General features: G+C 59.5%; 23 protein-coding genes and 1 riboswitch. Of the genes, 20 read left to right on the forward strand and 3 right to left on the reverse strand.

Annotation, left to right across the window (positions count from 1 at the left end):
- Nucleotides 1–47: 47 nt before the first annotated feature.
- A complete protein-coding gene (locus A3M7_RS0113830; protein WP_027544477.1) occupies nucleotides 48–1,013 on the forward strand; it encodes a PDR/VanB family oxidoreductase in 966 nt (321 codons plus the stop codon).
- Between the two features lie 326 nt (nucleotides 1,014–1,339).
- Here the strand turns inward: A3M7_RS0113830 and A3M7_RS0113835 are convergent, their stop codons facing one another.
- Together A3M7_RS0113835 and A3M7_RS44080 are read right to left on the reverse strand one after the other, a co-directional pair.
- Complete coding sequence (locus A3M7_RS0113835; protein WP_027544478.1) at nucleotides 1,340–2,359, reverse strand: aromatic ring-hydroxylating dioxygenase subunit alpha; 1,020 nt, start codon at nucleotides 2,357–2,359, stop codon at nucleotides 1,340–1,342.
- A 213-nt stretch (nucleotides 2,360–2,572) separates the two neighbouring features.
- Nucleotides 2,573–2,911: a hypothetical protein gene (locus A3M7_RS44080; RefSeq protein ID WP_245284238.1), complete on the reverse strand. Its 339-nt coding sequence runs from the start codon at nucleotides 2,909–2,911 to the stop codon at nucleotides 2,573–2,575.
- A gap of 136 nt (nucleotides 2,912–3,047) precedes the next feature.
- On the opposite strand from A3M7_RS44080, the gene A3M7_RS0113845 reads away from it, so the two are divergent.
- From A3M7_RS0113845 to A3M7_RS0113940, 19 genes are all read left to right on the forward strand, one after another.
- The gene (locus A3M7_RS0113845) at nucleotides 3,048–4,208 is read left to right on the forward strand and encodes a mandelate racemase/muconate lactonizing enzyme family protein (protein WP_027544479.1); all 1,161 of its coding nucleotides are present in this window, start codon (nucleotides 3,048–3,050) and stop codon (nucleotides 4,206–4,208) included.
- A gap of 36 nt (nucleotides 4,209–4,244) precedes the next feature.
- A complete protein-coding gene (locus tag A3M7_RS0113850; protein WP_027544480.1) occupies nucleotides 4,245–5,423 on the forward strand; it encodes a Xaa-Pro peptidase family protein in 1,179 nt (392 codons plus the stop codon).
- A 119-nt stretch (nucleotides 5,424–5,542) separates the two neighbouring features.
- Nucleotides 5,543–6,982, forward strand: coding sequence for an amidohydrolase family protein (locus A3M7_RS0113855; RefSeq protein ID WP_027544481.1), 1,440 nt, complete (start codon nucleotides 5,543–5,545; stop codon nucleotides 6,980–6,982).
- 51 nt (nucleotides 6,983–7,033) lie between these two features.
- Nucleotides 7,034–7,136: riboswitch (glycine riboswitch) on the forward strand.
- A gap of 146 nt (nucleotides 7,137–7,282) precedes the next feature.
- Nucleotides 7,283–8,548 carry a D-amino acid dehydrogenase gene (locus A3M7_RS0113860; protein WP_027544482.1) on the forward strand — a complete coding sequence of 422 codons (1,266 nt, stop codon included), beginning with the start codon at nucleotides 7,283–7,285 and terminating at the stop codon, nucleotides 8,546–8,548.
- A 127-nt stretch (nucleotides 8,549–8,675) separates the two neighbouring features.
- Entirely contained in the window at nucleotides 8,676–9,764 is a 1,089-nt protein-coding gene (locus A3M7_RS0113865) for an NAD/NADP octopine/nopaline dehydrogenase family protein (RefSeq protein WP_027544483.1), read from the forward strand.
- Nucleotides 9,761–10,651: a dipicolinate synthase subunit DpsA gene (locus tag A3M7_RS0113870; RefSeq protein WP_027544484.1), complete on the forward strand. Its 891-nt coding sequence runs from the start codon at nucleotides 9,761–9,763 to the stop codon at nucleotides 10,649–10,651. Before A3M7_RS0113865 ends, A3M7_RS0113870 begins: the two co-directional genes overlap by 4 nt.
- Nucleotides 10,648–11,994, forward strand: a complete 1,347-nt coding sequence (locus tag A3M7_RS0113875) for a dihydroorotase family protein (RefSeq protein ID WP_027544485.1) — start codon at nucleotides 10,648–10,650, stop codon at nucleotides 11,992–11,994. The genes A3M7_RS0113870 and A3M7_RS0113875 overlap by 4 nt, the downstream gene beginning before the upstream one ends.
- 47 nt (nucleotides 11,995–12,041) lie before the next feature.
- Nucleotides 12,042–12,677: a resolvase gene (locus A3M7_RS0113880; RefSeq protein WP_245284239.1), complete on the forward strand. Its 636-nt coding sequence runs from the start codon at nucleotides 12,042–12,044 to the stop codon at nucleotides 12,675–12,677.
- On the forward strand, nucleotides 12,677–12,877 hold the full coding sequence (locus A3M7_RS0113885; RefSeq protein ID WP_027544487.1) for a 2-hydroxymuconate tautomerase: 201 nt from the start codon (nucleotides 12,677–12,679) through the stop codon (nucleotides 12,875–12,877). The genes A3M7_RS0113880 and A3M7_RS0113885 overlap by 1 nt, the downstream gene beginning before the upstream one ends.
- Nucleotides 12,874–13,863, forward strand: a complete 990-nt coding sequence (locus A3M7_RS0113890; protein ID WP_027544488.1) for an isochorismatase family protein — start codon at nucleotides 12,874–12,876, stop codon at nucleotides 13,861–13,863. The genes A3M7_RS0113885 and A3M7_RS0113890 overlap by 4 nt, the downstream gene beginning before the upstream one ends.
- A gap of 213 nt (nucleotides 13,864–14,076) precedes the next feature.
- Nucleotides 14,077–14,859: a GntR family transcriptional regulator gene (locus A3M7_RS0113895; RefSeq protein WP_245284240.1), complete on the forward strand. Its 783-nt coding sequence runs from the start codon at nucleotides 14,077–14,079 to the stop codon at nucleotides 14,857–14,859.
- Nucleotides 14,860–14,885: 26 nt separating this feature from the next.
- Complete coding sequence (locus A3M7_RS0113900) at nucleotides 14,886–15,353, forward strand: RidA family protein (protein WP_027544490.1); 468 nt, start codon at nucleotides 14,886–14,888, stop codon at nucleotides 15,351–15,353.
- Between the two features lie 3 nt (nucleotides 15,354–15,356).
- Nucleotides 15,357–16,355, forward strand: coding sequence for a GTP-binding protein (locus A3M7_RS0113905; RefSeq protein WP_027544491.1), 999 nt, complete (start codon nucleotides 15,357–15,359; stop codon nucleotides 16,353–16,355).
- A gap of 575 nt (nucleotides 16,356–16,930) precedes the next feature.
- Nucleotides 16,931–17,764, forward strand: a complete 834-nt coding sequence (locus A3M7_RS0113910) for an ABC transporter permease (RefSeq protein WP_027544492.1) — start codon at nucleotides 16,931–16,933, stop codon at nucleotides 17,762–17,764.
- Between the two features lie 56 nt (nucleotides 17,765–17,820).
- Complete coding sequence (locus A3M7_RS0113915; protein WP_027544493.1) at nucleotides 17,821–18,621, forward strand: ABC transporter ATP-binding protein; 801 nt, start codon at nucleotides 17,821–17,823, stop codon at nucleotides 18,619–18,621.
- Nucleotides 18,622–18,859: 238 nt separating this feature from the next.
- A complete protein-coding gene (locus tag A3M7_RS0113920) occupies nucleotides 18,860–19,972 on the forward strand; it encodes a hypothetical protein (protein ID WP_027544494.1) in 1,113 nt (370 codons plus the stop codon).
- Nucleotides 19,973–20,273: 301 nt separating this feature from the next.
- Entirely contained in the window at nucleotides 20,274–21,299 is a 1,026-nt protein-coding gene (locus A3M7_RS0113925) for an ABC transporter substrate-binding protein (protein ID WP_245284241.1), read from the forward strand.
- Between the two features lie 514 nt (nucleotides 21,300–21,813).
- Complete coding sequence (locus tag A3M7_RS0113935; protein ID WP_027544496.1) at nucleotides 21,814–22,119, forward strand: hypothetical protein; 306 nt, start codon at nucleotides 21,814–21,816, stop codon at nucleotides 22,117–22,119.
- A gap of 817 nt (nucleotides 22,120–22,936) precedes the next feature.
- The gene (locus A3M7_RS0113940; RefSeq protein ID WP_027544497.1) at nucleotides 22,937–24,220 is read left to right on the forward strand and encodes an FAD-binding oxidoreductase; all 1,284 of its coding nucleotides are present in this window, start codon (nucleotides 22,937–22,939) and stop codon (nucleotides 24,218–24,220) included.
- 1,829 nt (nucleotides 24,221–26,049) lie between these two features.
- Here A3M7_RS0113940 and A3M7_RS0113955 read toward each other — a convergent pair.
- Nucleotides 26,050–26,784: TCP-1/cpn60 chaperonin family protein (locus A3M7_RS0113955; protein ID WP_027544498.1), on the reverse strand; the 735-nt coding region annotated here is incomplete at its 5' end.

Genomic DNA, 26,784 nt, shown 5'->3' on the forward strand with positions numbered 1-26,784 from the left:
GCGGCGATGGCGGCCCAGTCGCTCATGGCATGCGTCGGATTGGAACGATGGTCGATCCAGAACTTACGATGGAAGTGAGGATTCGCAAGGTCCATTACGTTGCTTGCGACATAGTGAGCATCGAGCTCGAATCCGCAACGTCGAATGAACTCCCGCCTGCTTCTGCCGGATCGCATGTTGATGTCCATGTCTCCGACAAGATCGTTCGGCAGTACTCTGTTTGCAATGACCCCTCCCAGTCAGGCTATTACAGACTTGCAATACTCAACGACCCGGGCTCAAGAGGGGGATCCAGGGCGATTCACGAGACCTTTCGCGAGGGAATGATCGTTGAGATAGGACGTCCGCGCAACAATTTCGGGCTTGTTGAGGATGGCGGGCGCGCGATCCTCCTCGCAGGGGGAATCGGAATCACTCCGCTGCTCTCGATGGCCTATCGGCTTCAGGCGATCGGCAACGATTTCGACTTCCACCTGTGCGTTCGGACCCGGGATCGTGCACCTTTCGTCGATGAAATCTCGGCCTCGCCGTTCGCTTGGCGATTTCGGCTCCACGTTGACGACGGGCCGGCGGAGCAGCGATTTCAGCCGGAGCTGGATCTCAACGGAGTGTGCCCCAGCACGAGCATCTACATATGTGGACCGAGAGGTTTCATAGACTTTGCCGTCTCCGCTGCGAGAAGGGCTGGCTGCCTCGAGGAGAGGATTCACACCGAAAGCTTCTCCGCCGGCGACGTAAAGGGCGGGACGTCGTTCACGGTTGTGGCCTCACGAAGCGGCCAACGACTTGTTGTGCCCGGTGACAAATCGATCGCATCGGTCCTCGAGGAGAATGGAATTAGCGTCGAGCTTTCCTGCGAACAGGGAATATGTGGAACGTGCCTTACGAGAGTCCTCGTGGGACGACCTGAGCACAGGGATTCCTTTCAGACCGACGCCGAGAAACAAATGAACGACAGGATCGCAATTTGTTGTTCTCGGTCTTTGTCCGAGGAACTGATTCTCGACGTCTAGCCGAGTCCGGGTCGCGCGTTCGAGTCGATCCGCCTGCGCCGTCGTACCCTTGGACGACCGGCCGATCTGGCAGACGCGCATGGCGCGTGGGCACTGATAGGGAGGTGTCAGATCGACTGTAACAGACGCCCGCATGGCCCGCCCTTGCCAGAGTCAGCTGGTTCTCGCGCTGCGCGCTGCAAAAAAAAGCCGCCGATCTGATGCGGCGGCCAAGTCAGGGAGGGGCAGACGCCCGGTCTGCCAGCGGAAACGATCGACCTTGCTTGCTGAGTAGCTTGAGAAACTCGTCGCCCGTTGTCTGGCGATCAGGTGTCAAACGCTATGCCTTACGACTGCTCGGCTTTGAGCTGAGCCTCCACGATCCGCCGTGCCCTGACCGCCGGGCCGTCGGTCTGTAGAAGAACGGGCTTGAGCGACATCAAGTCCTGGGTGTTCACCATGCGCTGCTGAGCCTCGATGACCGGCTTGTCTTCGTCGTCGAAGAGAGCCACGCCGGCCTTTAGCAATTCTTGGCTGAGGTCATCTTCATCCTGGCGGAAATCGCGCGACATAGCCCAGAAGTAATGTGTCGACGTTTCTGTTTCCGGAGTGAGCAGGTGAGACGTTGGAATTGAAAGGCCTTCTTCCACCGGCTTGTTGACGCCCGTCATGCCGACGTCAAGCAGAAGGAGCGAGGGAGCGTTCCAACGCATGAAGTTGCGATGGTCGCCACGCTGGTCCCCTGGAAACCCCAGCATCTGAAAATACTTGTTCGGCAGTTGATTAGGACGCGAGAATTTCGCCCAGACCTCATTGGGTTGCGGTTCCTTTTCGGCCTCGAATTTGGGCGGCCCCTCCGCATTCTTGAACATCGGATGAAGGTACTGCCCATGGCTCAAATCGAGCAGGTTGTCAGAAACCAGCTGATAATTTGCCTGGACGTGGAGGTAGCTACTGACCGTGCGAAACTTCGGGTTTGTCAGAACACTGAAGTCCGCGATCAAGGACTCGTCGGCCTTGCTTGCGTCTCCAAGCCAAACCCACGCGACGTCATGTTTCTCCACGACCTTGTAGCTCTTGACTTTGGCTGCCCTCGGGATCGCGCCATCGCCATGTGGATTGAGGGTACATGCGCCGCTCGGATCGAAGCACAGTCCGTGGTAGGCGCACTCGACGATGTCGCCTTTGAGCTTCCCGAGGTGAAGCGGGACAAAGCGATGCGGGCACCGATCAGTAAGCGCGGCGACATCTCCGGCTTCCTTGCGGTAGAAGACAATGCTCTCGTTGGCGATGGTTCGTGACAGCAAGCTGCGTGTGATTTCACGCGACCATGCTGCGGCGTACCAAGTGTTCTGGATGAATGACATTGGCTCCTCTTTGCTCCGTTCTATCGGACGGCTGTCGGAGGAAACTCTCACCATTAGAGCCGTTTTAAAAATCAGCATTTTCAATGCAAGCTATCGGCATCTCCGATAGTTCGCCGATTGAGCGGCCCTTCACAATGCCAAGGAGGGGAGATCGAGATCCGCCAATGGGCTCTGCATCCTCGCTAACGCTGAGGCGCGTGGATCCCCGGCATCCTAGCGGCTGTCGTCGACTTCATAGACGTGTCGCTCGAACCGTTCAACCAGCGTATGCATCATCTGGCGGGCTTGGCTAAACGCCTCAGAGCCGGCTCGAGCTGCCATATCCGCCTCGTATGCTGCGCGCGTAGCAAATCTACATTCCCACCTGACGTCAGGCCCATTTCCCTCACGCAAGACAAGGATTTCGCCGGGCTCCAGGCCGAGTCCGCGCCGGATGCCGCTTGCCTGGCGGCGCTGTTGGAGCACTACCGGCGCCTGACCCTGCTTGGCGAAGTAGTTTGTTGCTTCGACGATCGTCAATTTTTCCTCCTCTGACCCGCGGGTCTTCAGCACCCGCGCAATCCGCGATGCCGCGCTACGACACTTGACCGGCCCGCATTATGATCATAAAGTGTGATCACGATAGATGATCTTGGTTTCGACCATAGCAAACTGAGCGCGAAACCCAAACGAAATAAGGCAGGCCCATTTGCCCACGATCAAATCCGTCGAAACGTTGATTGTCCAATTGCCGACGCGGCGCGAGCACAAATGGGCAGGTCTGACCGAGGTGATCGGCCGATACGTCATCGTCAAGATGACCGACAGCGACGGTCGCGTTGGTTGGGGCGAAGCGCCAGCTCTCAAGGACTGGGGTGGCGAGTTCGGTCGGTATTTCGGCGAATCCGCTTTGATCACGCGTGTCGTGATCGACACGTATCTGGCTCCCGCGATTGTCGGCGTCGAGCTCGGTAATATCGCCGAACTGCATGCACGAATGGACGCGGTCATCAGGGGCTACCCCTATTCCAAGGCTGCCGTCGAGTTCGCCGCCTATGACCTTGCCGGTCGTTGGCTCGATGTTCCCGTCAGTACCCTGCTCGGCGGCAAAGCGCGCGATCGTGTGCCCGTTACCCATTCGATCGGCTTGATCTCGATCGAAGAGGCCCGCGTTGAGGTCGCAAAGCTGGTCCAGGAGGGGGTGCGAACCATCAAGGTGAAGATCGGGGTCGATCCGGATCGCGACGTTGCGATGGTCGATGCCGTTCGCGAAGTCGCCGGCAATGCCGTCGAAATCTGCGTGGACGCCAACGAAGGCTACAAGACGCCCGGCGAGGCCGTTCAAGTCGTTCGTCGGATGGAGAAGAATCGACTGAAATATGTCGAGCAGCCCGTCATGGGCATCGAGCGCATTGCCGAGGTTGGTCGCCGCATCGACGCACCCGTCATGGCCGACGAGTCGGCCTGGAATGCGCATGATTCGATCCAGATCGTTCGGTCCGGCGGCATCCAAATCGTGTCCATCTACACGACAAAGGCTGGTGGTCTCTACAAAGCCATGGAGGTCGGGGCGGTGTGCCGGGCGGCCGGCATCATCTGTAACGTCAACGGGTCGATCGAGACCGGGATCGGGAATCTCGCCAACGTCCAACTCGCCGCAGCCTCACCCTCCGTGACCCTGTCCTGCGTCATTCCGATTTCGACGCCGGCGGAGTTCCAGCACGGTCAGGTTGCCGGCATCTACTACAAGGACGATCTGCTCGTAGAACCCATGAAGGTCGCAGATGGCGCAATCGTCGTGCCATCCGGACCGGGAATGGGTATCGAGGTCGACCAGACGAAGATCGAAAAGTACCGCGTGCGAGATTAGGCGCGCAGCAAAGAAGTTGGAAAAACAGGAGCGGTCATGCGGGCGGAAATCGTCGCGAAACAAGTCAAGTCAATGTCTCAGCATGGGCTGGATGCCATCATCTGCTCTTCGCCTGAAAATTTTTCGTATACTGCGGGGTTCGTGGTCCCCTCGCAACCACTCATCCGTCACCGCCATGCAATGACCATCGTCACTGCCGACGGCCGCTCGGCATTGTTCGGCGTCGATATGGAGGCATCGACGATCAAGCGTCGCCAGCCGGACGTGCCGACGCGCATCTGGGCGGAATTCTCAGACGATCCCATGCTTGTGCTCGCCGATCAACTCGCGGGGCTCGGACTTGCTCAGGCTCGCATTGGACTCGAAATGGACTACCTGCCGGCGGGGGATTTTGCCCGGCTGCTCGCGGCCATGCCGGCCGCAAAGTTCGAGCGTGCCGAGCCGATCCTGGCGCGACTTCGCCAAATCAAGACCTCGGAGGAGATTGCGCTTTTGCGCAAGCTTTCCCGTATTGCCGACCAGGCCATTACCGATACTCTCTCTGTGGTCGACGAGGGCAATTCCGAAATGGACATCGCCGGCCACCTGACCCGCAATGTCTATGCTCTCGGCGCCGATCACTTCAAGCTGATGATCGTGGCGACCGGCGAGCGTAGCGTCTTGCCCAACGTCGGCCCGTCGGAGCGCGTCTTGAAGCGGGGGGACGTCTGCCGTGTGGAGATATTCTCCGTCATCGACGGGTATCAGGCTGGCGTCTGCCGAACCGCGATCGTCGGCGAGGCACCGCCCATGGCCGAGAAGATCTGGGCGCATTTGGTCGAATGCAAATACGAAATCATGGAGAAAGTGAAGCCGGGCGCGAGCTGTCGCAATATCTACGATGCGTTCATTGCGAAGCTCGCCAAGCTAGATCTGCCGCCGATCTCGTTCGTGGGCCACGGTATTGGCCTGCACCTGCACGAAGATCCCTACCTTGGACTGACGCCAGTGCTGGGCAAGCCGGGCACCGACGCGCCGCTCGAGGCGAACATGGTGCTTGGTTTCGAGCCGCTTTGCTATGACACCGGCCATGGCTTCGGCATGCAGAACAAGGATATGCTGCTGGTGACCGCCAATGGGTCGGAACTGCTTTCCGACTATGCCGACACCGACCGGTTGATTCCCGTGGGTACGGCCAGGAAAAGCGGGGCCGTGCGCAGGGCCGCCGTCGCTTGACGGAGGCTCCAAGCGGGGAGGAGCTGTTCGCTTGGTTAAAGGTCGCACGAAACTGCCCGGCGTTATGGCGCGGCAGTCAGGTGGGGCGGTCGTGATGGCAGAGTATTGGGTGAAGAGGCATGCGCACGCTGATCAAGGACTTGAACTTCGCCTTCACGGTCGACAAGAACGACACGGTCGTGCGCAACGCCAGTCTCGTGGTCGAGAACGACCGCATCTCGGATATCGGTCCGGCCGATGACGTGGCCGCGCGGCAAAAAAGCGTCACTTTCGACAAGGTGATCGATGGCAAGATGCTCGGTGTCTGCCCGGGCTTCGTCGACAGCCACGTTCATCTTTCGGAGACGCTGTCGCGCGCAGTCTTCCCGGACAATCTCAACACCCGGGCCTGGGTGTTCCACTGGGCTAAGCCCTTTTACGCTCACATCACCGAAGAAGACGAATATTGGGGTGCGCTGCTGGGCATCACCGAGATGCTGCGTTGTGGCACCACATGTTTTCTCGACATGGGATCGCAATACGATCCCGGCATCGTCGTTCGCGCGATGGAAAACGTCGGCATTCGCGGCATCACCGGGCGGCACGCGGCCGACAATCCACCGCCCGAGCTCCCCCGCGGATGGACCCAGGAAATGGTGGATCATCATTTCTTCCCGAACGCCGAGGCCGCACTCAAGGTGCTCGAGGATTGTGTGGTCCGCTACAACGGCGCCCTCGACGGCCGTGCGCGTTGCTGGGTCAATATCGAAGGCAAGGAACCGTGTAGCCTCGAACTCCACGTTGGAGCGGTGAAACTGGCTGAGAGGTTGGGCGTCGGCACGACCTATCATCTCGCCACCTCGATCGAGGAGGCGAGGGTTTGCGAGAAAAAATATGGCTGCTGGCCCATCACGCGTATCGATCGGGCCGGAGGCATAGGAAAGAACCTAGTCATCGCTCACGGCGCGGCCGTTTCCGACGAAGAGGTCCGTCTGCTCGCCGAGCGTGGCGCCAGCGTCGCCTTCTGCCCGTGCTCGTCATTCAAGTTGGGGAAGGGTGCAACCGCGATCGGCAAATATCCGGAGATGGTGAAGGCCGGCGTTAAAGTCGGCCTCGGCACCGATGGCGTGTCGGCGGCCGGCAACATGAACCTGATGCGGCAAATGCTGCTCGTCGCCGGTATGTTCAAGGACGCCCGCTTGCAACCGGACATATTCACTGCACGACAAGCACTACGCGCCGCGACCATCGAAGGTGCGAAGGCGTTGATGTGGGACGACGAGATCGGTTCGCTGGAAATCGGCAAGAAGGCCGATTTCGTCCTCTTCGACCTGGACCACGTCGAATGGACGCCGTTCTACGATCCACTGCAAGCTTTGGTATTCTCTGCATCGACCGCTTCGATCGTGCAGACTTGGGTCGATGGGAAGGCGTCATATGTCGACGGCAAGGTGCAGGGGGTTGACGAGCCGCAGATTCGGCGCAAAGCCCGGCAACTGGCTGCTGCGGCGGTCGAGCGCGCTGGTCTGCATGACGAAGCGGTCGAGACGACCACGACTCTTTACGACGTCGGCAATTGACGAGCCGGCTCTAGCTGCGGAGGCGCAGGAGAGAAGAACCTATCGCGTTCAATAGGCTGCATGGGAGAGATCGGTCGCCGTCGTGACGGTGTTGGCCGGCGCCGAAGGAGCAACCCCCAGGAAACTCTCAGGCAAAAGGGACCATGCAGCTGAACGATCTGGAGAGTGGCACTTCGAGTGTCCACCGAAGGGGACCACCGTACCGGCCGAGCCGTGGCGGTTAATCTCTCAGGTACAGCGACAGATTGGGGACAAACCGCGGGCCTCGGCCCGCTCCCAACTTCGATCGCGGAGAGCGAAATGCCACATGTTGTCGTCATCGGCGCCGGTATCACCGGCGTCACCACCGCCTATGCCCTTCTCAACCGCGGCTATACCGTTACGGTGATCGAGCGTCAGCGCTACGCGGGCATGGAGACATCGTTCGCCAATGGCGGCCAACTTTCCGCAAGCAATGCGGAGGTCTGGAATAGCTGGTCGACCGTCTTCAAGGGAGTGAGGTGGATGTTGAGGCGCGATGCACCGCTCCTCATGAATCCAGCGCCGACCTGGCACAAATATTCCTGGCTTGGCGAATTCATCTTCAACATCAAGAATTATCGCGACAACACGGTTGAGACGACACGGCTCGCCATCGCCGCACGCAAGCATCTCTTCGCCATTGCCGAGCGCGAGGACATCGACTTCGACCACGAGCGTCGCGGCATCCTTCACTTCTATCGGGATAAGCAGAGTTTCCAAAACGCGCTGAAGGTCAATGCCATTCTCGTGGAGGGGGGCTTGGACCGTCGTCCAGTGACGGCCGCAGAGGTGAAGTCGATCGAGCCGACGCTGCACGGCGACTTCTTCGGAGGTTTCTATACCCCGTCGGATTCCACCGGAGACATCCACAAGTTCGTTTGCGGTCTCGCCAAGGCATGCGAGAGACGTGGCGTGCGTTTCGTCTTTGACGCCACTGTGAGGCAGATCGCTCGGGACGAAATTTTCCGCATCCAGTATGCGCGTGACGAGCCTTCAGGCGGCGCTCGTGTCGATGAGATCGATGCCGACAGTGTCGTCATATGCGCCGGTTCCGCAAGCCGCAACCTCGCGGCGATGCTCGGCGACCGGCTCAACGTTTACCCTGTCAAGGGCTATTCGATCACCGTGCACCTCGACGACGAGCGGAGTCAGAAAGCGGCGCCTTGGGTCAGCCTGCTCGATGATGGCGCCAAGGTCGTTACCAGTCGATTGGGCGCTGCGCGCTTTCGCGTCGCCGGAACGGCAGAGTTCAACGGCATGAACCGCGACATACGCCAAGATCGGATCAAGCCGCTGGTTGATTGGACGCGAGCGCTGTTCCCGTCTGTCGACACCAACCGCGTTGTGCCATGGGCCGGCTTGCGTCCGATGATGCCGAACATGATGCCGCGTGTCGGTAGGGGCAGGATGCCGGGCGTCTTCTACAACACTGGCCACGGCCACCTGGGCTGGACCCTTTCGGCCGCAACAGCGGAGACGGTTGCCGAATGCCTTGCCGGCGAATTTGGGCCCAGCATCACGGAATGGCTCCGACTGGCAACGTAGCCCGTCTGGTTTGAGTCCATGCGGCGTCAGCAATTCTCTCGCTTGACAATCGCGCTTGTGATCATAAACTGTGATCAAATATTTGCGTTGGCGGGCGCGGTTTGCGCTTCGATCTGCGGAGAAAAGAATGAAGGTTGCAGTACTCGGAGGAGGAGCGGGGGGCGCGGCCTCGGTCGCAGAATTGGTTCTCGCGGGCCACTCCGTTCATTTCTGGGCGCGTTCGGCCGAAACGCTTGAGCCGCACATCAAGCTTGGCGGCGTTGCATTCGATGGTAAGCTTGGCGAAGGAGTCGCAAAGCCTACTCTGATTACGACAGATCTCAAGTCGGCCATTTTCGGAGTGGATGTGGCGGTCGTCGTGCTGCCGACCTTCTCGCACTCGGCCATAGCCAATGCTCTCGCCGGGGCCGGCTGGCCGTGGAGCAAACCGGTCGTGCTCAACCCCGGTCACACCGGAGGAGCACTGGAATTCGCCGAGGCCTATTCCCGCACCGGGCGGGCAGTGCCTCCGGTGGTTGAGTTCTCGACCCTTACATACGTCGCGCGCAAATACCGTCCCGACGGGGTCACCATTAGTGGCCGCGCAAAACAACTGAAGGCCGCCGCTCTCAAGGGAGGAGCGGAGGCGCTGGAGGTTGCGTCGAAATTGTACCCCGGTATTACGCCGGTTCGTGACGTGATCGCCTCCGACCTCTCCAACGTGAACATGGTCCTGCATCCCCCCGGCGCGGTGCTGGGAGCCGCGTGGGTCGAGGCGACCGGCGGCAACTTCACTTTCTATGTCGACGCCATGACGCCCGGGGTCGCCCGGGTCATGCGGCAATTGGACGACGAGCGCTTGGCGGTCGCCCGGGCATTCGGGCATGAATTGCCGAATTTGATTGAAGAGATGAAGCTGCTCGGCACGGTGGAGGCTGACGTGATTGACGTCACCGATTACCGCGCCGCAATTGCGGGCGGCGAGGCCAATCGCCGTATCAAGGGACCGGATTCGCTCGAGTATCGGTATTACAAAGAGGATTTCGGTCACGGCCTGCTACCCTTCCTGGAGTTTGCACGGATCGCCGACGTCAACGTGCCCGTCGCGACGTCGCTCTATCGCCTGGCGCAGGCCGCAGTCGGAACCGACTATCGGATCGGTGGCCGGACCGCAGAAGCAATGGGCATCACCGGCATGTCCAGGGATCAGCTCATTGAGAAGGTAAGGGCCCCATGAGTTGGCAGAATATGGTCATCGCAATCGTAGCTGGCGACGCACGTGAACAGGAGATCGCTCGCTGTGCCGTGCGGGCTGGAGCCGCCGTTCGAGCCTACGGCTTTCCATGGCCTGACGGGGGCATCGAAGGTGTCTATCATGCTGCCGATGCAGCCGACGCATTGAAGGGTGCCGACATAGCGCTGTTTCCGATTCCGGGTATCAGCGCGGAGGGCGCACTCTTCGCGCCAAAGTGTCCGCAAAAGATCATTCCGACGCGCGAGATGTTGGCCGGCATGAGGCGCCCCGGCAACATCATACTCGGTTGGGCGGGCGACAATCTAAAGACCCATTGCAAAGCGCTCGGCATCGCACTGCACGAGTACGAATGGGACGTCGATCTCATGCTGCTGCGGGGGCCAGCGATCGTCGAGGGTGTATTGAAGGTGATCATTGAAAACACGCAGATCACCATCCACAAGTCCAACGTTTGCCTGGTTGGCCAAGGCACCATCGGCTCGCTTCTTACGAAGACGTTGGTTGGCCTCGGGGCTCATGTCCACGTCGCGGCGCGCAACCCGGTTCAGCGTGCAGCTGCCTATGCGACCGGTGCAGAGGCGCTGACGCTCGAACAATTGCCGGCAGTTCTGCATCGCATGGACATCGTCATTGGCAGCGTTCCAAAGCGATTGCTCGAGCGCGATCAGCTGGCTTTGCTACCCAAACACGCGCTGCTGGTCGATGTCGCGGCGCCTCCCGGAACGATCGACCGGGACGCCGCCGCCGAACTTGGACTGAAGGTTGTCTGGGCGCGCGGCATGGGCGCGCGTGCACCGATCACCGTCGGCCGCAGCCAGTGGACAGGCATCAGCCGGCGCATAGAAGCAATACTGGAGCAAGGACAATGAAGGCGGATCTGGTCATAAAGAACGCGCGAGTGGTTCGCCACGACGGAGAATTCCACGGCGGCGTCGCGGTGAAGGACGGCAAGATCGTCCTGACCGGGGCTGACGAAGTCCTTCCGGAGGCCAAGCGCACCATCGACGCCGAGGGGCGGGTGTTGATGCCGGGCTTGATCGACCCGCACTGCCATCTGGGCGTGAAGTTTCCCTTTGCCGAGGATATGCGCACCGAAACGGCGGCTGCGGCCTCCGGCGGCGTGACGACAGCGCTTCTCTATATCCGCAATCTGAAGGAGTCCTATCTGCCGTTCTACGCGGAGCGCAAAGCGATCGGCGAGGAAAACTCGGTGATCGACTTCGGCTTTCATTTCGGGATCCAGCGCGAGGAACATATCGCCGAGATTCCGGAAGTCATCGCCAAGACCGGCGTCAAATCCTTCAAATGCTATTTCGGCTACGAGCCGGACAATCCGATCGGCATCGTGCCGGCGACCGACGGCTGGGTCTATGCTGCGATGCGCATCTTGTCGAAGGTTCCCGGCGGGGTGATCAACGTTCACTGCGAGAACACCCAGATAGCATCCTGGATCAAAAAGGAGATCGCGGCCACCGGCCGTCAGGATCTCGGCGCATACACGGAATCCCGCCCGGCCTTCTGCGAGGTGGAAACCATCCGTCGCATGCTCTTCCTTGCCGAGAAGACCGGCTGCTCGCTTCATCTGGTCCACACCTCCGTCGGCATGGGTCCGATACTCGCCGCCGAGGCCCAGGCGCGTGGCGTCCGCGTGACGGTCGAGACCTGTCCTCATTACCTCACCCGCACGTGCTACGACGAAGATCTCGACATGCGTGCGAAGATATCGCCGCCGTTGCGCGACCGGAACGAACTCGAGGGTCTTTGGCACGGCGTCATGAACGGTTCGGTCTACAGCCTTGGGACCGACCACGTGCCGTTTCTGCCCAAGAAGCTGGAGGATCTTTGGACCGAATTTCCGGGTGTGGTGAGCTTTCCCTGGGAGCTGTCGCTGATGCTTCATTTCGGCGTCCATCAGCGCGGTTTGCCGTTGACCCGGCTTGTCGAGCTCAACTCTTTCAACCCTGCGCGACGCTTCGGGCTCTGGCCGCGGAAGGGCCATATCGATGTCGGCTTCGACGCGGACCTTGTGCTGGTCGATCTCGACGAGCAGCGCACGGTCAAGCACACCGGCAAGGGTACCTGCATCTACGAGGGATGGACGCTCAAGGGTTGGCCGGTGATGACCGTTGCGCGCGGTGACGTTGTCTATGAAAACGGTTCCGTCGCCGACAACCACTATGGTCGCGGTCGATGCGTGACCCTGCCGTCATGAGTGGCGCGGACTTCCACCGACTGGAGTTGGCGGGCCGAGAGTCGCTCATGCCCGCTCCAATGTCGGTGAGTGAAGCTGTCGCCGGTATCGTGGCGCGCAAGGCCACGCTCCGCCAGGAGAGATTGTCCGGAATCCACAATCCATGGGGACATGCGATCGGCTTGACCGATCCCTGGGTCTTTCTGGGTCTTTGCGAGAGCCAGGGTGTCGTTGGTGGAGCGCGCGACATCTTGGGGCCTGACATCATCCTGTGGGACAGCGAGCTATTCGCGGAAGTGCGCAGCTATGCCGACTTTCTGCGCGAAGGGCGCGAAGGTCGGTATTGGCCGGTTACGCCACTGGCGGGGGCGATTGTCTTGTTGCCCGTTGGCCAGGCTGACCCTCTGCCGAGGGCTGTCGGGCTGAACGAGATCGGAACGAATGTGCTCGAGATGCTCGATCCGTCGGAACCGATCTATGTCATCCGGCTGATGCCAGGCACTAGTCATTTCGATCGAGATCCGCAGCATTCCGCCCACCGCGCGTGCATGGAGGAGCAAGTTTTGATCAACTATGCCAACCGTCCCCTGTGGCTGCTCAGCGGTGTCGATCGGGCAAGGAACGATCTGGTTACGGGCTTCGCGGCTGTCGCGCCCACTTGGGCATCCGGCGCTCTGCCCACTCAAAAAGGAGGAGATTTCTGATGCCGTTTGTCGTCGTCGAAATGTGGGAAGGCCGCACAGTCGAACAGAAGCGCCGACTTGTAAAGGCTATCACCAAGGCAATGGTCGAGGAGGCCGCCTGCAAGCCTGATCATTTGCATGTGGTGATCCACGAAACGCCAAAAGACAGCTGGGGCCGCGCCGGCGTGCTCGGTATCGACATGGCGGAGGACAAGAAATGAGCCTGGAAGCCCTCGATTATCGCAAGTCGGCCCTGCTGGTCATCGATCTCCAGAATGCCTTCATCCACGAGAAGGGAACGCTGGGCATTTCCGGAGTGGATACAAAGCGCCTGTCCTCGATCGTCTCGCCGCTGGCAAGACTGATCAAGCGGTGCCAGGACGCCGATATTCCCGTCATCTGGACAATGCAGGAGCATTTTGCCGTCGACAGGAATCGCGCCAAGAAGAAACTGCTCGGCCATACCGCCCGGCGCAAACAGGTGTCCGCACTCGCCGGCAGCTGGGACGAGGAGATCATCGACGAGCTCAAGCCGCTGGCCGAGTTCAATCCTTCCTTCGTGATCCGCAAGCACCGCTTCGGTGCGTTCTACGAGACCAGGCTCGAGATGATGCTGAAGATGCTGGGGACACAGCACCTGTTCATCACCGGGGCAACCACCAACGCCTGCGTCGAGACGAGCATCCGCGAAGCCTATCTCCGCGATCTCGATGTAATCGCCGTCGAGGACTGCGTGTCCGGCGTCAATGCGGATTGGGAAGCCACGGCCAAGCAGGTGTGGAAGCAGTATTTTTGCGAGATCGCACCGTCGGCCGACGTTCTCGACTGGATCGCTGACCAGGTGAAGCCGAGGGTTACCAACTATGGTCACCAATTGATCATGGTGAATGACATCGACAGGTCGGTCGACTTCTATACCCGTCAACTGGGATTCACAATCAGGCCGGCCAAGCCGCTGGCTGACGGACGGCCCTTCGTTGCCTTCCACCAAGGCATAGCTCTCATCAACGGCAAGGTTGCAGACCATCGCCAGCTCGACCATATCGCCTTTGAGGTCAATGATGTGCGTGCGCTAGACGCCAAGCTGAAAAAGGCCGGCGTGCACTACTACAATGAGCTGCATGATGGGCCTTATGGCTTGACGATCTACATCGCCGATCCGGACGGAACCAAGGTCGAGCTCTATCAGGTCGGGGCTGCGGTTTAGCCCCAGAGCCGCTCATGCGGAGTGCTCTGGACAACATTCTTTGCCCTAGTCGGCGGGCCGAGCCACCTGGTGCGCCGATTTGCTGCAGCATTGCTTCACGCTGCGGTTGCTGCTTGCTCTCAAATCCACTACAGATCACGATATGAGATCAAAATGACGGAAGTCATCGAAGTCTTCCTCGAAGGATGGTCTTGATGTCCTCAGGTATATCGGATGGCGCGTCGCGACATCCTAAGAGAAAAAGAGAGGCGGGAGATGCGGATCGCTAAAACGGAAGTTGCCGCAAACGGCAACGAAGAAGGCAAGCGGCAGCGGGGCCACATCTACGAGCGTGTGCTGAGCTATATGCGTAGAGGACTTATGGTCGGAGCCTTTGTTCCCGGCCAGGTCATGAGCTTGCGCAAGCTGGCAGCAGGACTCGGAACCAGCCCCATGCCGGTTCGTGAAGTGCTGAGCCAGCTCGTGGCGGCGAATGCCTTGGAAGAAACCAAGGGGGGCTCCGTACGCGTGCCGAGGCTGAGCGCTGAGAAGCTGAGCGATATCTTTTCAGTGCGTGAACTGCTTGAGGGTACGGCAGCTGAGCTCGCCGCCAAGAAAGCTTCGCCTGCGCTCCTTAGCGGCCTGACGTCCATCAATAAGCAGTTGCTTCAGGCGATCGCCAAGCGTGACATTCTGAACTGCCTTTCCTTCAACCAGAAATTTCATTTCACGCTCTACCAGGCGAGCGAATCCGAGACGCTCATGCTCTTGATCGAGTCGCTGTGGTTGCAGTTCGGGCCGACCATGTACATGTCGTTACTGATCCCCTCGAAGCCCTGGAGTGCATCTCATCACGAGGACATTCTGGCGGGGTTGAAGGAGGGCAACCCAATAGCGGTCAAACGCGGGACGATCCAGGACATCCGGACGACTTGCCGGGCCTTGCTCAGCATCGCCGGCTCGCAGGGAGCCGAGCTCCCCTTCGCGCAAGGAATGGAACTGCAATTCGATGACTGAGAACCCGAGATCCGGAGTACCGCGCCATGGAAGCAAAGATCGAACAAAAACTGGCCCAACTCGGAATCAACCTGCCCGCAACGACGTCTCCAAGCGCCAACTACGTTCCCGCGCGCAGACTGGGTAGCCAGATCTTCATCTCCGGGCAGGTCCCTAGCGAGGGCGGCAAGGACAAGTACATCGGTAAGCTCGGCTCGAACTTCTCCGTGGAGGAAGGCCAAAAAGCTGCGCGTCTTTGTGCAATCAATATTCTTGCTCAGCTCAAGCAGGCATTGGACGGCAATCTCGACAGGGTGGTCGGGGTCATTCGGCTGGGTGGCTTTGTCAATGCCGAGCCGGACTTCAAAGATCATCCCAAGGTCATCAATGGCGCGTCTGACCTGATGGTGGAGGTGTTTGGCGAGGCAGGACGCCACGCTCGCGCGGCGGTCGGCTGCAGCTCATTGCCCCGCAACGTTCCGGTCGAGGTCGACGCAATATTCGAGGTCATCTGAATCATGCAGCCCGCCGCTCCCTCCCTAGACACGCGGATCCCGGTTCATGTGCTGACGGGATTTCTCGGGAGCGGCAAGACAACGTTTCTTCGACACCTGCTCGGGGAGCCTGGTCTCGCCGAGACGGCGGTGATCATCAATGAATTCGGCGAAATAGGACTGGACCACCTGCTGGTGCGGGAGGTCGCGGAAGATGTGGTCCTGCTGTCGTCCGGATGTTTGTGCTGCGCCGTGCGCGACGATCTCGTGTCAACCTTGGCCGAGCTTCTGGCGATGGTCCGCAGCGGCGCGGTGACGCCTTTCCGCCAGGTCGTTGTCGAAACCACCGGCCTCGCCGATCCGGCGCCTATCATACACGCGGTGATGAGTGCCTCCGAATTGCTGCATGGCTATCAAGCTGGCAACATCATTACGACTGTAGACGGCGTCAGTGGCCTCAACAGCATTCGAAATTTCGCAGAAGCAGCCCAGCAGGTGGCGTTAGCGGATTGCGTTGTCATCACCAAGTCAGATCTTGTCGAGCGCTGGCAATTGGACAAGCTTGAGCTCGATGTCGCCAAGGTCAATCCATCAGTGCGCTCGCTGACCTCGAGCAAGCATGCGATGCCCTCGGCGGTCGACGTCCTGGCCCATGGCGACGACTGGGAGCCGCACTATCTGCGAGTAGCTGACAAGCCTGGGCGGGGAGTCCACAGCCACGGCATAAAGACCTTCACGGTCGAGGTGACGCGTGAAGTCGAATGGCCGGCCTTTGTCGATTGGCTGGAATTGTTGCTGGCTGCACGCGGTGAATCCATTCTCCGTGTAAAGGGGTTGTTGCCGGTCAGAGGCGACGAGCGACCGGTTGTCATCCACGGTGTGCAACACGTCGTCTATCCGCCAGAATATCTGCCACGCTGGCCGGAAGGTTCGCCACGCGGCTGGCTGGTGTTCATCGCGCGCAACCTGACGCGCACCGCGATCGAAAATTCCCTGCCGAGTATCTTTGCCGCCAGGCACTGACGGTCGAAAGCGCAACCGCGCCGATACGATATCGATCGCAATTCTTCTGCATTGCCTGCGAAGCCGAGCGGCTCGTCGAAGGCACGGGCAATTCGCCGCCATGCTTTTCTGCTCATGTTTGCGGCGCAGAAATCGCTCGAATGCATGAAAAATGGCCGGAGGCAGCCGATATTACACGCTTGACAATACGAAACTGTGATCACATCATGAGATCAAATATAAGTTGGTTTGGGAAGTGATGCCATCGACCGCAGGGACGCGCCGCATGAGTGGTGATGTCCGGGTGGCGAAACCAAGCCCAAGATTGACGGGGATGAACGGGATGTCTCGGGTGAATCTCGCAGCAGCAGTGTCGGCCCTGAGGGCGCGCCGGCGAGCCGGGTTTTTTCGACGAGACCGTCGGGCTGTCGTCAGATCCGCGCGACCTCTCCTTGATTGGTTCGTTGAGGAAGTCCGACTGTGCCTCGAGAGCGCGCTTGTCGGCGAAGTGTTCGTTGATGTGACAAGACCATCGAAGGCGTCGGTGGACGGTTCTGCCAAAAACAACTGTAATCTTCTAACGCGGTGAGGCTACGGTGGCGAGTACGGATATTGTCAGTGCCGGCAAGGCACAGCGGAAGCAGGGCAAAAGCATGAGCGGCAAGAAACGCGCTCGCGGCAGTTGGCTAGAGCGTTATTCGGCGCTCCTCGTAGCTGCGGCGCTGATCGGTGCTTGGCAAATTCTCGTGCCGCTGTCAGGTCTTTCAGAGTTTGTCCTGCCGACGCCGTCGGCCGTCGCCACTCGAATGATCAATGACGCGCCGCTGCTCGCCGCCCACCTCTATGTGACGCTGTTCGAGGTGATCGTCGGCTTTGGCGTGGGCGTGCTGGTCGGTGTCCCTCTGGCGTTATCGATCTTCTATTCCAAGCCCTTCGAGCGCGCCATCTATCCGATCCTCGTGGGTCTACAGACGGTACCCAAGGTGTCGCTGGCGCCGATCTTGGTGCTGTATCTCGGCTACGGTTGGGCACCGAAGATCGTGCTTGCCTTCTTGATCTCGTTTTTTCCGATCGTGATATCGACCGTCGTCGGCCTGCAGTCCCTCGACAAGAATCTCGTCAACCTGGTCCGCTCAATGGGCGCAAACGAGTGGCAGACCTTCTTCAAGCTGCGTCTGCCAGCGGCGCTGCCCAACATCTTCGGCGGCTTCAAGGTGGCCATATCTCTCGCCGTCATCGGTGCGGTCATCGGTGAGTACGTGGCAGCCGAACGGGGGCTTGGCTATCTGCAGCTTCAGGCAAATTCACTGTTCGATACCACGCTTAACTTCGCGACCGTAGTGACGATCTCACTGCTCGGCGTGATCCTTTACTACATCATCGATGTGGTCGAGGCGCGCGTTTCCTACAAGCGTGACGACGCCAAATGAAATGCCTTTAGGTGACGATTGATAACAACGATGCACAGTTACAGCGAGGCAGTACGATGAATGCCATCCAAACATCAGGTGCGGCAGTCGAAATTTCGCAGCTTTCGAAGGTCTACAAGACCCGCGAAGATGATGATGTCGTCGCCATCGAGCGGATAGACCTTCAGTTCGAGCCAGGCACCTTCGTCGCTGTGGTGGGGCCGAGCGGGTGCGGCAAGAGCACCTTGCTTTCAATGCTCGCGGGCCTTGTCTCCGTCTCGACCGGCAAGATCGCCATTGACGGGGACGCGATCAGCAAGCCGCATCCCAAGATCGGCGTCGTCTTTCAGTCGGATCTCCTGCTCTACTGGCGCACCGTGCTCGACAACATCTTGCTGCCGATCGAGATCAAGAAGCTCGATCTTTCAAAGTTCCGAATGCGTGCCGAGGAGCTACTTGAGCAAGTTGGCCTCAAGGGTTTCGGCAACAAGTTTCCATCGGAGCTCTCGGGCGGCATGCGTCAACGAGTGGCAATATGCCGCGCGCTGATCCAGGAGCCGGGCCTGCTGTTGATGGACGAGCCCTTCGGTGCGCTTGACGCGCTAACTCGCGAGCAGATGATCATGGACATGCAGTCTATGTGGCTGAGGGTTCAGAACACGGTTCTGTTTATCACGCACGGTATTGACGAAGCTGTATTCCTCGCCGATCGCGTGCTGGTCATGTCTCCGCGCCCCGGTCGAATCGATCTTGACCTAAAAATCGATATGCTCCGTCCCAGACAGTGGAGCAAGGTCCACGAGGACAAGGTCTATCATGGCTACGTCCGCCAGATCCGCGATATCTTTGAGGCTAAAGGCGTGCTCGTCGCCCACTGAGCAAGGGTAGGCGCGTCAGTTGTCAAGAGAACCAGGCATGAGTGCCGCAGGATGATTTTCTGCGGGAGATGACTTGCGTCCCAAATCATGCGGGCGTGAGCCTATTCAGGGACTTCATGCGGAATTGGGTGCGGTCCGCATTGATGTGGCCGCCGCCATTTCCGAGGCCGCGTCGCATTCCGACTATCGCGTTGAGTATGCCCGACGGGCAGCTCGTTTTTGAAGAGGGGGACTAAACATGCTTTCTGCCAAACTTGTGAGTCGAACAATACTTGCGGTCAGTCTGATCGCTTGCGCATGTACTGCAAGAGCTGCGGATGAACTGGCACCAGCCAAGGCAAAGCCAAAACCCGTTGCGGACGCTCCGTTCTTCCTGGTGAATGACAACCGGCTCACCTACTCCTACCAGTTCACGGCCACGGATCCCGGTGCGTTTAGCACCCGGCCGGACGGGACCATCAACGGCAAGACCGCAAAACAGGTCTATTCATTCACCCATTTCGACATATGGGCTTACGGCACAAACTTCTTCAACGTTGATATGTTGAAATCCGATCACAACGATCCTGCCTCCCCTTGCTCGCCCGCTGGTGTTCTGCCTTTTGGTCCCCAGGGAATTTGCGCTGGAGTGACGGAATTCTACGGCATCGAGCGGAGCACGTTCGGCTGGAATGAGATATTCAACACGAACGCCTTCAAGATCGGACCGCTGCGGAATATTTCGTTCGAGGTCGGCGTCGATCTCGGTACTGCAAATAGCTACTTTGCACCCACAACGAACAACGTCGTTGGCGGTCTGCAATTCGCCTTCGATCTTCCGTACAAGGGCTATATCAACGTGGCGCCCCTGGTTGTCGCAGGGCTCGCTAGCCACAAATCGTTTCTTCAGTGTGGCCTCTTCAGTCCAGGCTCTCCGGACGTGACCTGCCTCTTGGATGGCAACAGAAGGTTCCCACCCACTTGGAAGGTTGAAACCAATTACTACATGGATCTGGGATTCCTCCCCGAAAGCATCAGGTATTTCGCCATCAGCGGCCGTATTTCCGTGACGGGAGCGAAGGGCGATATCAACACGCTCCCTGCGCTGTCCGGCGTTGGACGGTTCAGCAACGCCAGCAAGATCGAATTGAACAGCGAGCCGATCCGCTTGACGTTTGACGCCAGCAAGGCGTTTATGGGCCCAAAATACAGTCACTTCGTTGACGTCTGGGTTGCCTATCGCTACTGGCAGAACAAGTATGGCCTCGATGCGAATGCCACTCCCGGCACCTGCACCGTCGCGGCAACGGGCGTCAGCACCAACAGCTGCACGGAAAAATCAGCCAGCGCGGGTGTCTCGGTCAAGTTCTAGTACCTGGTCTCATTCGCACACCAAGATGGCGCGGCGTTCAATCACGCGGCGCCATCAAAGCTCCTGATTGAACCGACATGACTATTTCCGCCGGCTCATCACTGAAGATGCTGAGCTGCGTCGAATCACCAACGTCCTCACTAGCGAATCAATTCGGCTAGCGTTCGTAACGCTGCACGCCGCCGTGTTCGCAAGCATGGCGGCCTGCTGGTGACGTCCTGATCGTCCGATTCGCAAAGCCGGTCTGCGCTTGGACTGTGTGACGCTCAGCTTGGCTTGGAGGCGTCAGCCCACGCGAGAGATGGTGGAAATCGAAGGGGAATTTATGACTGCAAGGCACCGCAACACGGCGCGAAACAGCACCGTGGTGGCAGCCATGGCGCTGCTCGCAGCTATCGTCTTCTCATCGGCTGCCTTGGCGGCCGACGATGTGCGAGTGCGTTTCAGCTGGAAGCTCAAGGGCGAGTATGGGCACCTCTACCTGGCGCAGGACAGAGACTTTTATACTGCCAAGAACCTCGCCGTCCGCATGGGGGAAGGTGCGGGTTCGCAGGCGGCACTGGGCGCGCTCGTTCAGGGCCAGGAGGACATTGTCATCATGCCTGGGATCTTCGCTGCTTCCGCGATCCAGAAGGGCATGCCGATCAAGATCATCGCGCTCTACCATCCAAAGACGCCCGTCGTCATGATCTCGCATCCCGATAAGCCCATCCTCAAGCCACAGGATCTCGAGGGCAAGGTCGTGGCGCATGCCGTCGGCGAGACAGGCACATCCTATCTCGGAACCTTCTGCGCAGTGAATAAGATCGACTGCGCCAAGATCAAGAAGGTTCAGATGGACGCGCAATCGCGAGTACCCCAGTTCCTGCAGAACCAGGTGGACGCTGTGAGCATCTATCGCACCAGTGACCTGCCCGTCCTCGAGCAGCGCACCGGAATCAAGTTTCCGATCCTGGATCTTGCACAATTTGGGCTTGTCGTTCCGGGGCTGGCCGCAGTCACGAGCGATGCCGCTATTGCCAAGAAGCCGGATGTCCTCAAGCGCTATCTCGCTGCTGTTAGCGAGGGCATCGAGGCCACACGAAGTGATCCGAGGGCCGCTGCGAATGCCATCGCCAAGGTTTGGCAAGTCGGCCCGTCGGTGGACGTTATCGAAGCACAAGTCAGGGCAACGATTGACGCGATGGTGCCCGAGGAAGGAAAGCCCATCGGCTGGGTCGACGCGACGCTCATCGAACAAGCGATCGAGTTGCTCAAGACCGAACAAGCGATCGATCATCCAAAACCCGCGGCGTCGTTCTTTACCAATGAACTCCTCGCCAACTGACTGGCCGGAGATAGCATGCGAGTCCGACTGTGGGCGTCGGGCTAGGTCAGACGATATGAATCCTGCGTATCATTGCGTTCACATATATTCCAGTCCGACGCCCACAGGTGGGACCGGGGCGGCAATTCTCGATGAACTGGCTCGCGGGCCTTTTACTGCATTGTTGCTTCGGGCAAGCCTGTGGTGAGACTATGCAAGCTGCTCTGTGCTCGTATCCACCTCCAAAGCTCAAAAGTCATCAGCGGATCCCAAGAAGCTTCCTTCGGTGCCTTTTCATGGCCCTGACCTTGAGAATCTCGGTCCGGCAGTTGAGTTGCCTGTGCAGATGGTCGCTGCACCGCCCATAGGACGGTAGCTCCGCGAAATCGCCTCAAAATCTCTAAACGATGACCACAAGAATCACGTTCGGTGCTGACGGCGCCATTCGCATTATTGACGCGTTGAACGATCCGGTGAAAGCGAGTGGCGTCGGAGTGATGGAATCGTTCAATCGCGAACAAGTCCAGGAGAGATGATGAAGTTGGTGAAGACCTCTGTAGTCGCATGTGTCCTTTCGGCTCTGCTTGCGGGCCAGGTGCTCGCGCAAGACCTTTCGACCGGCGCCAAGAATCGCGGCGGCATGCAAGGCAAGAGCATACAGGGCGGCTTGAGCGATGATGAGGATTCGACCGCTCAGCTCGGCGCTGCGGACCGAAAAGTGGGGATGAAGCCGGCCAAGAGCACAAAGGGTGCAGCCGGCACCACTGGAATCGCTCCGAACAAGGGGGCAGCTGACGAGTCTTCAGACGGCAGGACGCCGACGGCCGGCAAGCGCCACTAACGCGGACGACTCTTATCTGCAAACCTCCGGTCGCGCGCAGGCGGCCGGAGGTTTTTCCGTGCGTAGTTCGATCTCGGCGCGAATGGCCGAGCAGCAAGCAATCAAGTTGATTGCTGCGTCAAGGCTGTCAGCGCCCCATTGCGGCTCGTCCACCAAAATGAGTTGCTGTTCGACATAGGGGCGGAAGCATTTGCCGTTGGTCCGACCGCGGAAGAAGGCTCCATGGGCTGGTCGAGTTTGCGCTCCAATACGGCGTCACTTCAATCCACGGCTTGGTCTGGCTTGATTATCAAGTGATATTTCTGGTTTCTCCCGGCGCGAGCGCGGATGATATGTGTTGTCAGCCAGGCGTTGGGTGCGCCCCCACTGCTGATGCTATCGCTTATCGAGGTCGCGCAGCGCCGAATGGTGCTGTTCGGGCGACGTCTCAAGCTCTGCAGCGGCGTGCGTCCAGCCGCCACCCGCATGGATGAGGTTGTCACAGCACGTTCCGGCAGGATATCGCCAGCTCGGCTGCCCGGCTCGGGAGCTGACAACTAGGATCAGGCCCTCTTCGCCGATTTGCGGTCGAGCCGGATGCAGTGAAGAAGTAATCGCGGTGTTTCGCGCAACGGGGGCTTTTGCCTTCCTCATGCCAATCCGCTTTTCGAACTTCACGCCTAGGCTGTTAATCGGCATTTCAAAGTTGACCTCCCGCGAATTATTCGCAAGCTTGCGCCGTACCTCCGGATTTCCTCCGCCATGGCCTCGCAGCTCGGGGAGCCTTGTCGGCGCATTTCCGGCGTGACGGACAATTGCAGCCGAGGAAGTTTACCTGATGCAAGACGATCCGACATCGCACGGACTCTGGGAACTGACGGCTCCGCATGCACCTCAGACCGGTCGTCTGGCCGGCGAGATTGACGTCGATATCCTCGTCATCGGTGGCGGATATACTGGGCTTTCGTCGGCTCTCCACCTTGCAGAAGCAGGAGCGCGCGTCGCGGTCCTCGATGCGTCTGAAATCGGCTTCGGCGGCTCCGGACGCAATGTCGGTCTCGTGAATGCCGGTATGTGGGTCATGCCGGACACTCTCGTAGCGACGCTGGGACAAACCCTTGGGGAGCGCCTGATCGATCTGCTCGGCCATGGGCCGCGACGGGTGTTCGATCTGATCGCGCAACAGGACATTGAATGCGAGCAAGAGCCAACGGGCACGTTGCATTGTGCAGTCGGACGCAGGGGATTGGAAGAAATCGAGGCTCGTGCTGAACAATGGCAGCGACGTGGCGCGCCGGTCGAGATTCTCGATGCCGCGGAGACGCGCCGGAGGATCGGCGGTGGCGACTACGCCGGTGCACTGCTGGATAAACGCGCTGGCACAATTCAGCCGCTGGCCTATGTTCGTGGTTTGGCTCGTGCCGCGCTTGCTGCGGGCGCGAAAATATTCACTCAGAGTGCCGCTCTCACCGCCAGCGACGGCGGATCGCGCTGGAAGGTCAATACGGCAGCCGGATCTGTGCGTGCAGATTGGGTGATTGTTGCCACCGATGCCTACGCGCGAGGGCCATGGTCGCAGGTCCGGCAGGAGCAGATCCAACTGCCTTACTTCAACTTTGCGACCCAACCTCTCTCGGATAATTTGAGAGCATCGATCCTGCCCGAACGGCAGGGAGCCTGGGATACGAAACAGGTGCTCAGTTCATTTCGCTTCGACCGTGCAGGTCGGCTGGTTTATGGCAGCATCGGTGCTCTTGAGCGGAGCAGTGCAGCAGTGCACAGGGCGTGGGCGATCCGCTCGCTGGGCAAGCTGTTTCCTCAGCTCGCCGACATCGAATTCGAGACCGGTTGGTTCGGGATGATCGGTATGACCTCGGACAACCTACCCCGCTTTCACAAGCTGGACCGCAATGTAATTGCGTTCAGTGGATACAACGGCCGCGGAATTGCGCCAGGCACGGTGTTCGGCGGCGTGCTCGCGTCCTACGTGCTGGGGCACCTTGCGGACCAAGACCTTCCGCTTCCGATCACACCGGTGGAGGAGCCGCGCTTCCGCGACACGCGGGAGGCGCTCTATCGCATCGGGGCGCAACTCGTTCATTTGACCGAAGCCCGGCTCTGATCCGTCAGCTCTCGTTAGTCCGCGAGTTCCACGCAAAGCACATTGCTGGCTTCTCGCCGACATATGGCAATTCCGCCGGCTCGGAGACGGCTATTGCCAATCTCGCTCGATCGCTGACGTCAGATGCCGACAACATGGTCGAACTCCCGACAGCGTTCTCAACGTGCCCACGAGTTTGAAAGAAGGAACCGAGCCGACTCCAGTCGCGATCTCCGCAGGTCAATCAAGCGGATCAGCGATGTTTTCTCCCTCGATGAAACTGGACGTCCGTGCTCACGCGCCATGGATTTGGCGCAGATCGGCACGCTTTGGACAAGCGCAATGCGAGACGCGTTCGGTTTGAGCATGAATTCCAGGCGGCCCTTGCGACGCTGACAGCGCGTGGTGCGATCATTGTGAGTTTGTCAGCTTTGGTACCATTGTCCATGAGCTGACGCTACGCACACTGATGCGAAGGGTCTATGAACCCAGCTGTTTTCGTCGCGGCACGCAGCTTGCTTTGGTGGGCATACCATCACCATTCCAGGGCTTGGTGATGCAGGGGCGGACCGGACGCATCACCTGCGTTTGAGTCCGTCCCGTCAATCTGCTAGGCGACATGAAACGGCCGCCGGAAGAACTACGCAACAATCAGGGAGTGCCCCAATGGAAATCGTCTTGGGATGTTGCGCCGGGCTCGTTTTCACCGGCATCCTGGTTGCGTGCTACTGGGCAGTGCGGTGACAAGGAGCCGCAACGCGTGTCTTTGCTTTTGAAATTGATCGAACCTGACCCGCGCCATAGCCTCCCGAAGCGAGCCTTGTCGCACGGCTGGCAAGCCTTTGGGCTCGTCAACAATAATCTTTGGTATCGTCTTCCGAATAGAGCGCTGCAAAGTGCGTTTCCTGACGTTTCTATTCCGGAGGCTGCATTGAGGGACCCGCGCGCAGCCAAGCGCGAAAGATGCCCCGTCACCGCTATCAAGTCGATCATAGCGTACGTTTCCGCCCCGCTGAGTCCGACGAGTGATGAGACGCGACAATGTGATGATCCGCTCGGCTTTGGCTGTTCCGCCTAGCTTTGGTCAACGCTGGATTGTAAATCATAGGACCCACGCTGCCCACGGGCATAGCAGGCCAATGTCACCTGGACTGGCCAGTCTTGCTGCTTGCGTCGATTCGCTGCCGCGGATCGCACGAGCGCGGCTAATGGAACGAGATGTCGCATCTCAGTCAGCCGAACGAGCTCTGTGCCGCAATGGGCTGTGCTGACGTGCTCATTGCTTCAAAGAAGTAAACCATTGCGGGCCATATGAGTTGCCAGCTTACGGGAATGTCCGATGCCCCGACGATCGGTCGTGGCGTATCAGTTCTCCTTGGCAACTATGGCCGCGATCGAGGACATCCCGATGTCCAGCCTGCCGAGTAGGCTCTGAACGGACAACGTGGAGAGGCGACTTGTATGGAACGGTACACGGTCTACATGGTCAGACGCGACGGGCATCTCGTAGGCTTTGTCGAGTTTATCTGTTCGGACGAAGGGACCGCCACGGAGCGGGTGCGGAAGCTTGCAAGCGACCACGCGGTTGAGCTTTGGCAGAACGATCGTAGGATCGCAGCATATGAAGGACGCCGGTGGCTCCGCAAAAAGGAGATCGATTGAGATGAGCACGCGACGAAATTATTCGACGTAGGGAGCTGGCCGCCCGCCCCAGAATCGGCAGATGTTCGATATCCACTAGCCAAGCTGGTTGATCTCCGCAGAGTTGTCGAACATGCTCGGCACACAAACAAAAACCCCGGCATCGCTGCCGGGGTTTCGCATTCCGCGGTTCGCCTGAGTGGCCAGACTCAGAAGTCCATGCCGCCCATGCCACCCATGCCGCCGCCCGGGGGCATGGCGGGGCCAGCGCCGCCCTTCTTGGGCAGCTCGGCGACCATGGCTTCGGTGGTGATCAGCAGCGCCGCCACGGAGGAGGCGTTCTGGATCGCGGTGCGGACCACCTTGGTCGGGTCGATGATGCCCTTGGTGACGAGGTTGCCGTACTCGCCGGTCTGCGAGTCGAAGCCATAGGCGTACTGATCCTTCTCCAGGATCTTGCCGACGATCACCGAGCCGTCTTCACCGGCGTTGATCGCGATCTGGCGAGCGGGAGCCGACAGAGCCTTGCGCACGATTTCGACGCCGGTCTTCTGGTCGTCGTTCTTGGTGCGCAGGCCCTTGAGCTGCTCGGAAGCACGGAGCAGGGCGACGCCGCCGCCCGGGACGATGCCTTCCTCGACCGCAGCGCGGGTCGCATGCATCGCGTCATCAACGCGATCCTTGCGCTCCTTCACCTCGACCTCGGTCGCGCCGCCGACGCGGATCACCGCGACGCCGCCCGCGAGTTTGGCGAGACGCTCCTGGAGCTTCTCACGGTCGTAGTCCGAAGTGGTCTCCTCGATCTGCGCCTTGATCTGGGCCACGCGCGCCTCGATGTCGGCCTTCTTGCCGGCGCCGCTGACGATCGTGGTGTTCTCCTTGTCGATCATCACCTTCTTGGCGCGACCGAGCATGTTGAGCGTGACGTTCTCGAGCTTGATGCC

The organism is Bradyrhizobium sp. WSM2254 (assembly GCF_000472645.1).
GTDB classification, from domain to species: domain Bacteria; phylum Pseudomonadota; class Alphaproteobacteria; order Rhizobiales; family Xanthobacteraceae; genus Bradyrhizobium; species Bradyrhizobium niftali.

Coding starts and splice junctions, on each gene's coding strand:
- A3M7_RS0113915 (WP_027544493.1), top strand. CDS start 17,821: ATGAATGCCATCCAAACATCAGGTGCGGCAGTCGAAATTTCGCAGCTT.
- A3M7_RS0113885 (WP_027544487.1), top strand. CDS start 12,677: ATGCCGTTTGTCGTCGTCGAAATGTGGGAAGGCCGCACAGTCGAACAG.
- A3M7_RS0113895 (WP_245284240.1), top strand. CDS start 14,077: ATGGCGCGTCGCGACATCCTAAGAGAAAAAGAGAGGCGGGAGATGCGG.
- A3M7_RS0113870 (WP_027544484.1), top strand. CDS start 9,761: ATGAGTTGGCAGAATATGGTCATCGCAATCGTAGCTGGCGACGCACGT.
- A3M7_RS0113875 (WP_027544485.1), top strand. CDS start 10,648: ATGAAGGCGGATCTGGTCATAAAGAACGCGCGAGTGGTTCGCCACGAC.
- A3M7_RS0113890 (WP_027544488.1), top strand. CDS start 12,874: ATGAGCCTGGAAGCCCTCGATTATCGCAAGTCGGCCCTGCTGGTCATC.
- A3M7_RS0113905 (WP_027544491.1), top strand. CDS start 15,357: ATGCAGCCCGCCGCTCCCTCCCTAGACACGCGGATCCCGGTTCATGTG.
- A3M7_RS0113940 (WP_027544497.1), top strand. CDS start 22,937: ATGCAAGACGATCCGACATCGCACGGACTCTGGGAACTGACGGCTCCG.
- A3M7_RS0113920 (WP_027544494.1), top strand. CDS start 18,860: ATGCTTTCTGCCAAACTTGTGAGTCGAACAATACTTGCGGTCAGTCTG.
- A3M7_RS0113855 (WP_027544481.1), top strand. CDS start 5,543: ATGCGCACGCTGATCAAGGACTTGAACTTCGCCTTCACGGTCGACAAG.
- A3M7_RS0113835 (WP_027544478.1), bottom strand. CDS start 2,359: ATGTCATTCATCCAGAACACTTGGTACGCCGCAGCATGGTCGCGTGAA.
- A3M7_RS0113925 (WP_245284241.1), top strand. CDS start 20,274: ATGGTGGAAATCGAAGGGGAATTTATGACTGCAAGGCACCGCAACACG.
- A3M7_RS0113900 (WP_027544490.1), top strand. CDS start 14,886: ATGGAAGCAAAGATCGAACAAAAACTGGCCCAACTCGGAATCAACCTG.
- A3M7_RS0113860 (WP_027544482.1), top strand. CDS start 7,283: ATGCCACATGTTGTCGTCATCGGCGCCGGTATCACCGGCGTCACCACC.
- A3M7_RS0113865 (WP_027544483.1), top strand. CDS start 8,676: ATGAAGGTTGCAGTACTCGGAGGAGGAGCGGGGGGCGCGGCCTCGGTC.
- A3M7_RS0113830 (WP_027544477.1), top strand. CDS start 48: ATGGTCGATCCAGAACTTACGATGGAAGTGAGGATTCGCAAGGTCCAT.
- A3M7_RS0113935 (WP_027544496.1), top strand. CDS start 21,814: ATGAAGTTGGTGAAGACCTCTGTAGTCGCATGTGTCCTTTCGGCTCTG.
- A3M7_RS0113880 (WP_245284239.1), top strand. CDS start 12,042: ATGCCCGCTCCAATGTCGGTGAGTGAAGCTGTCGCCGGTATCGTGGCG.
- A3M7_RS0113850 (WP_027544480.1), top strand. CDS start 4,245: ATGCGGGCGGAAATCGTCGCGAAACAAGTCAAGTCAATGTCTCAGCAT.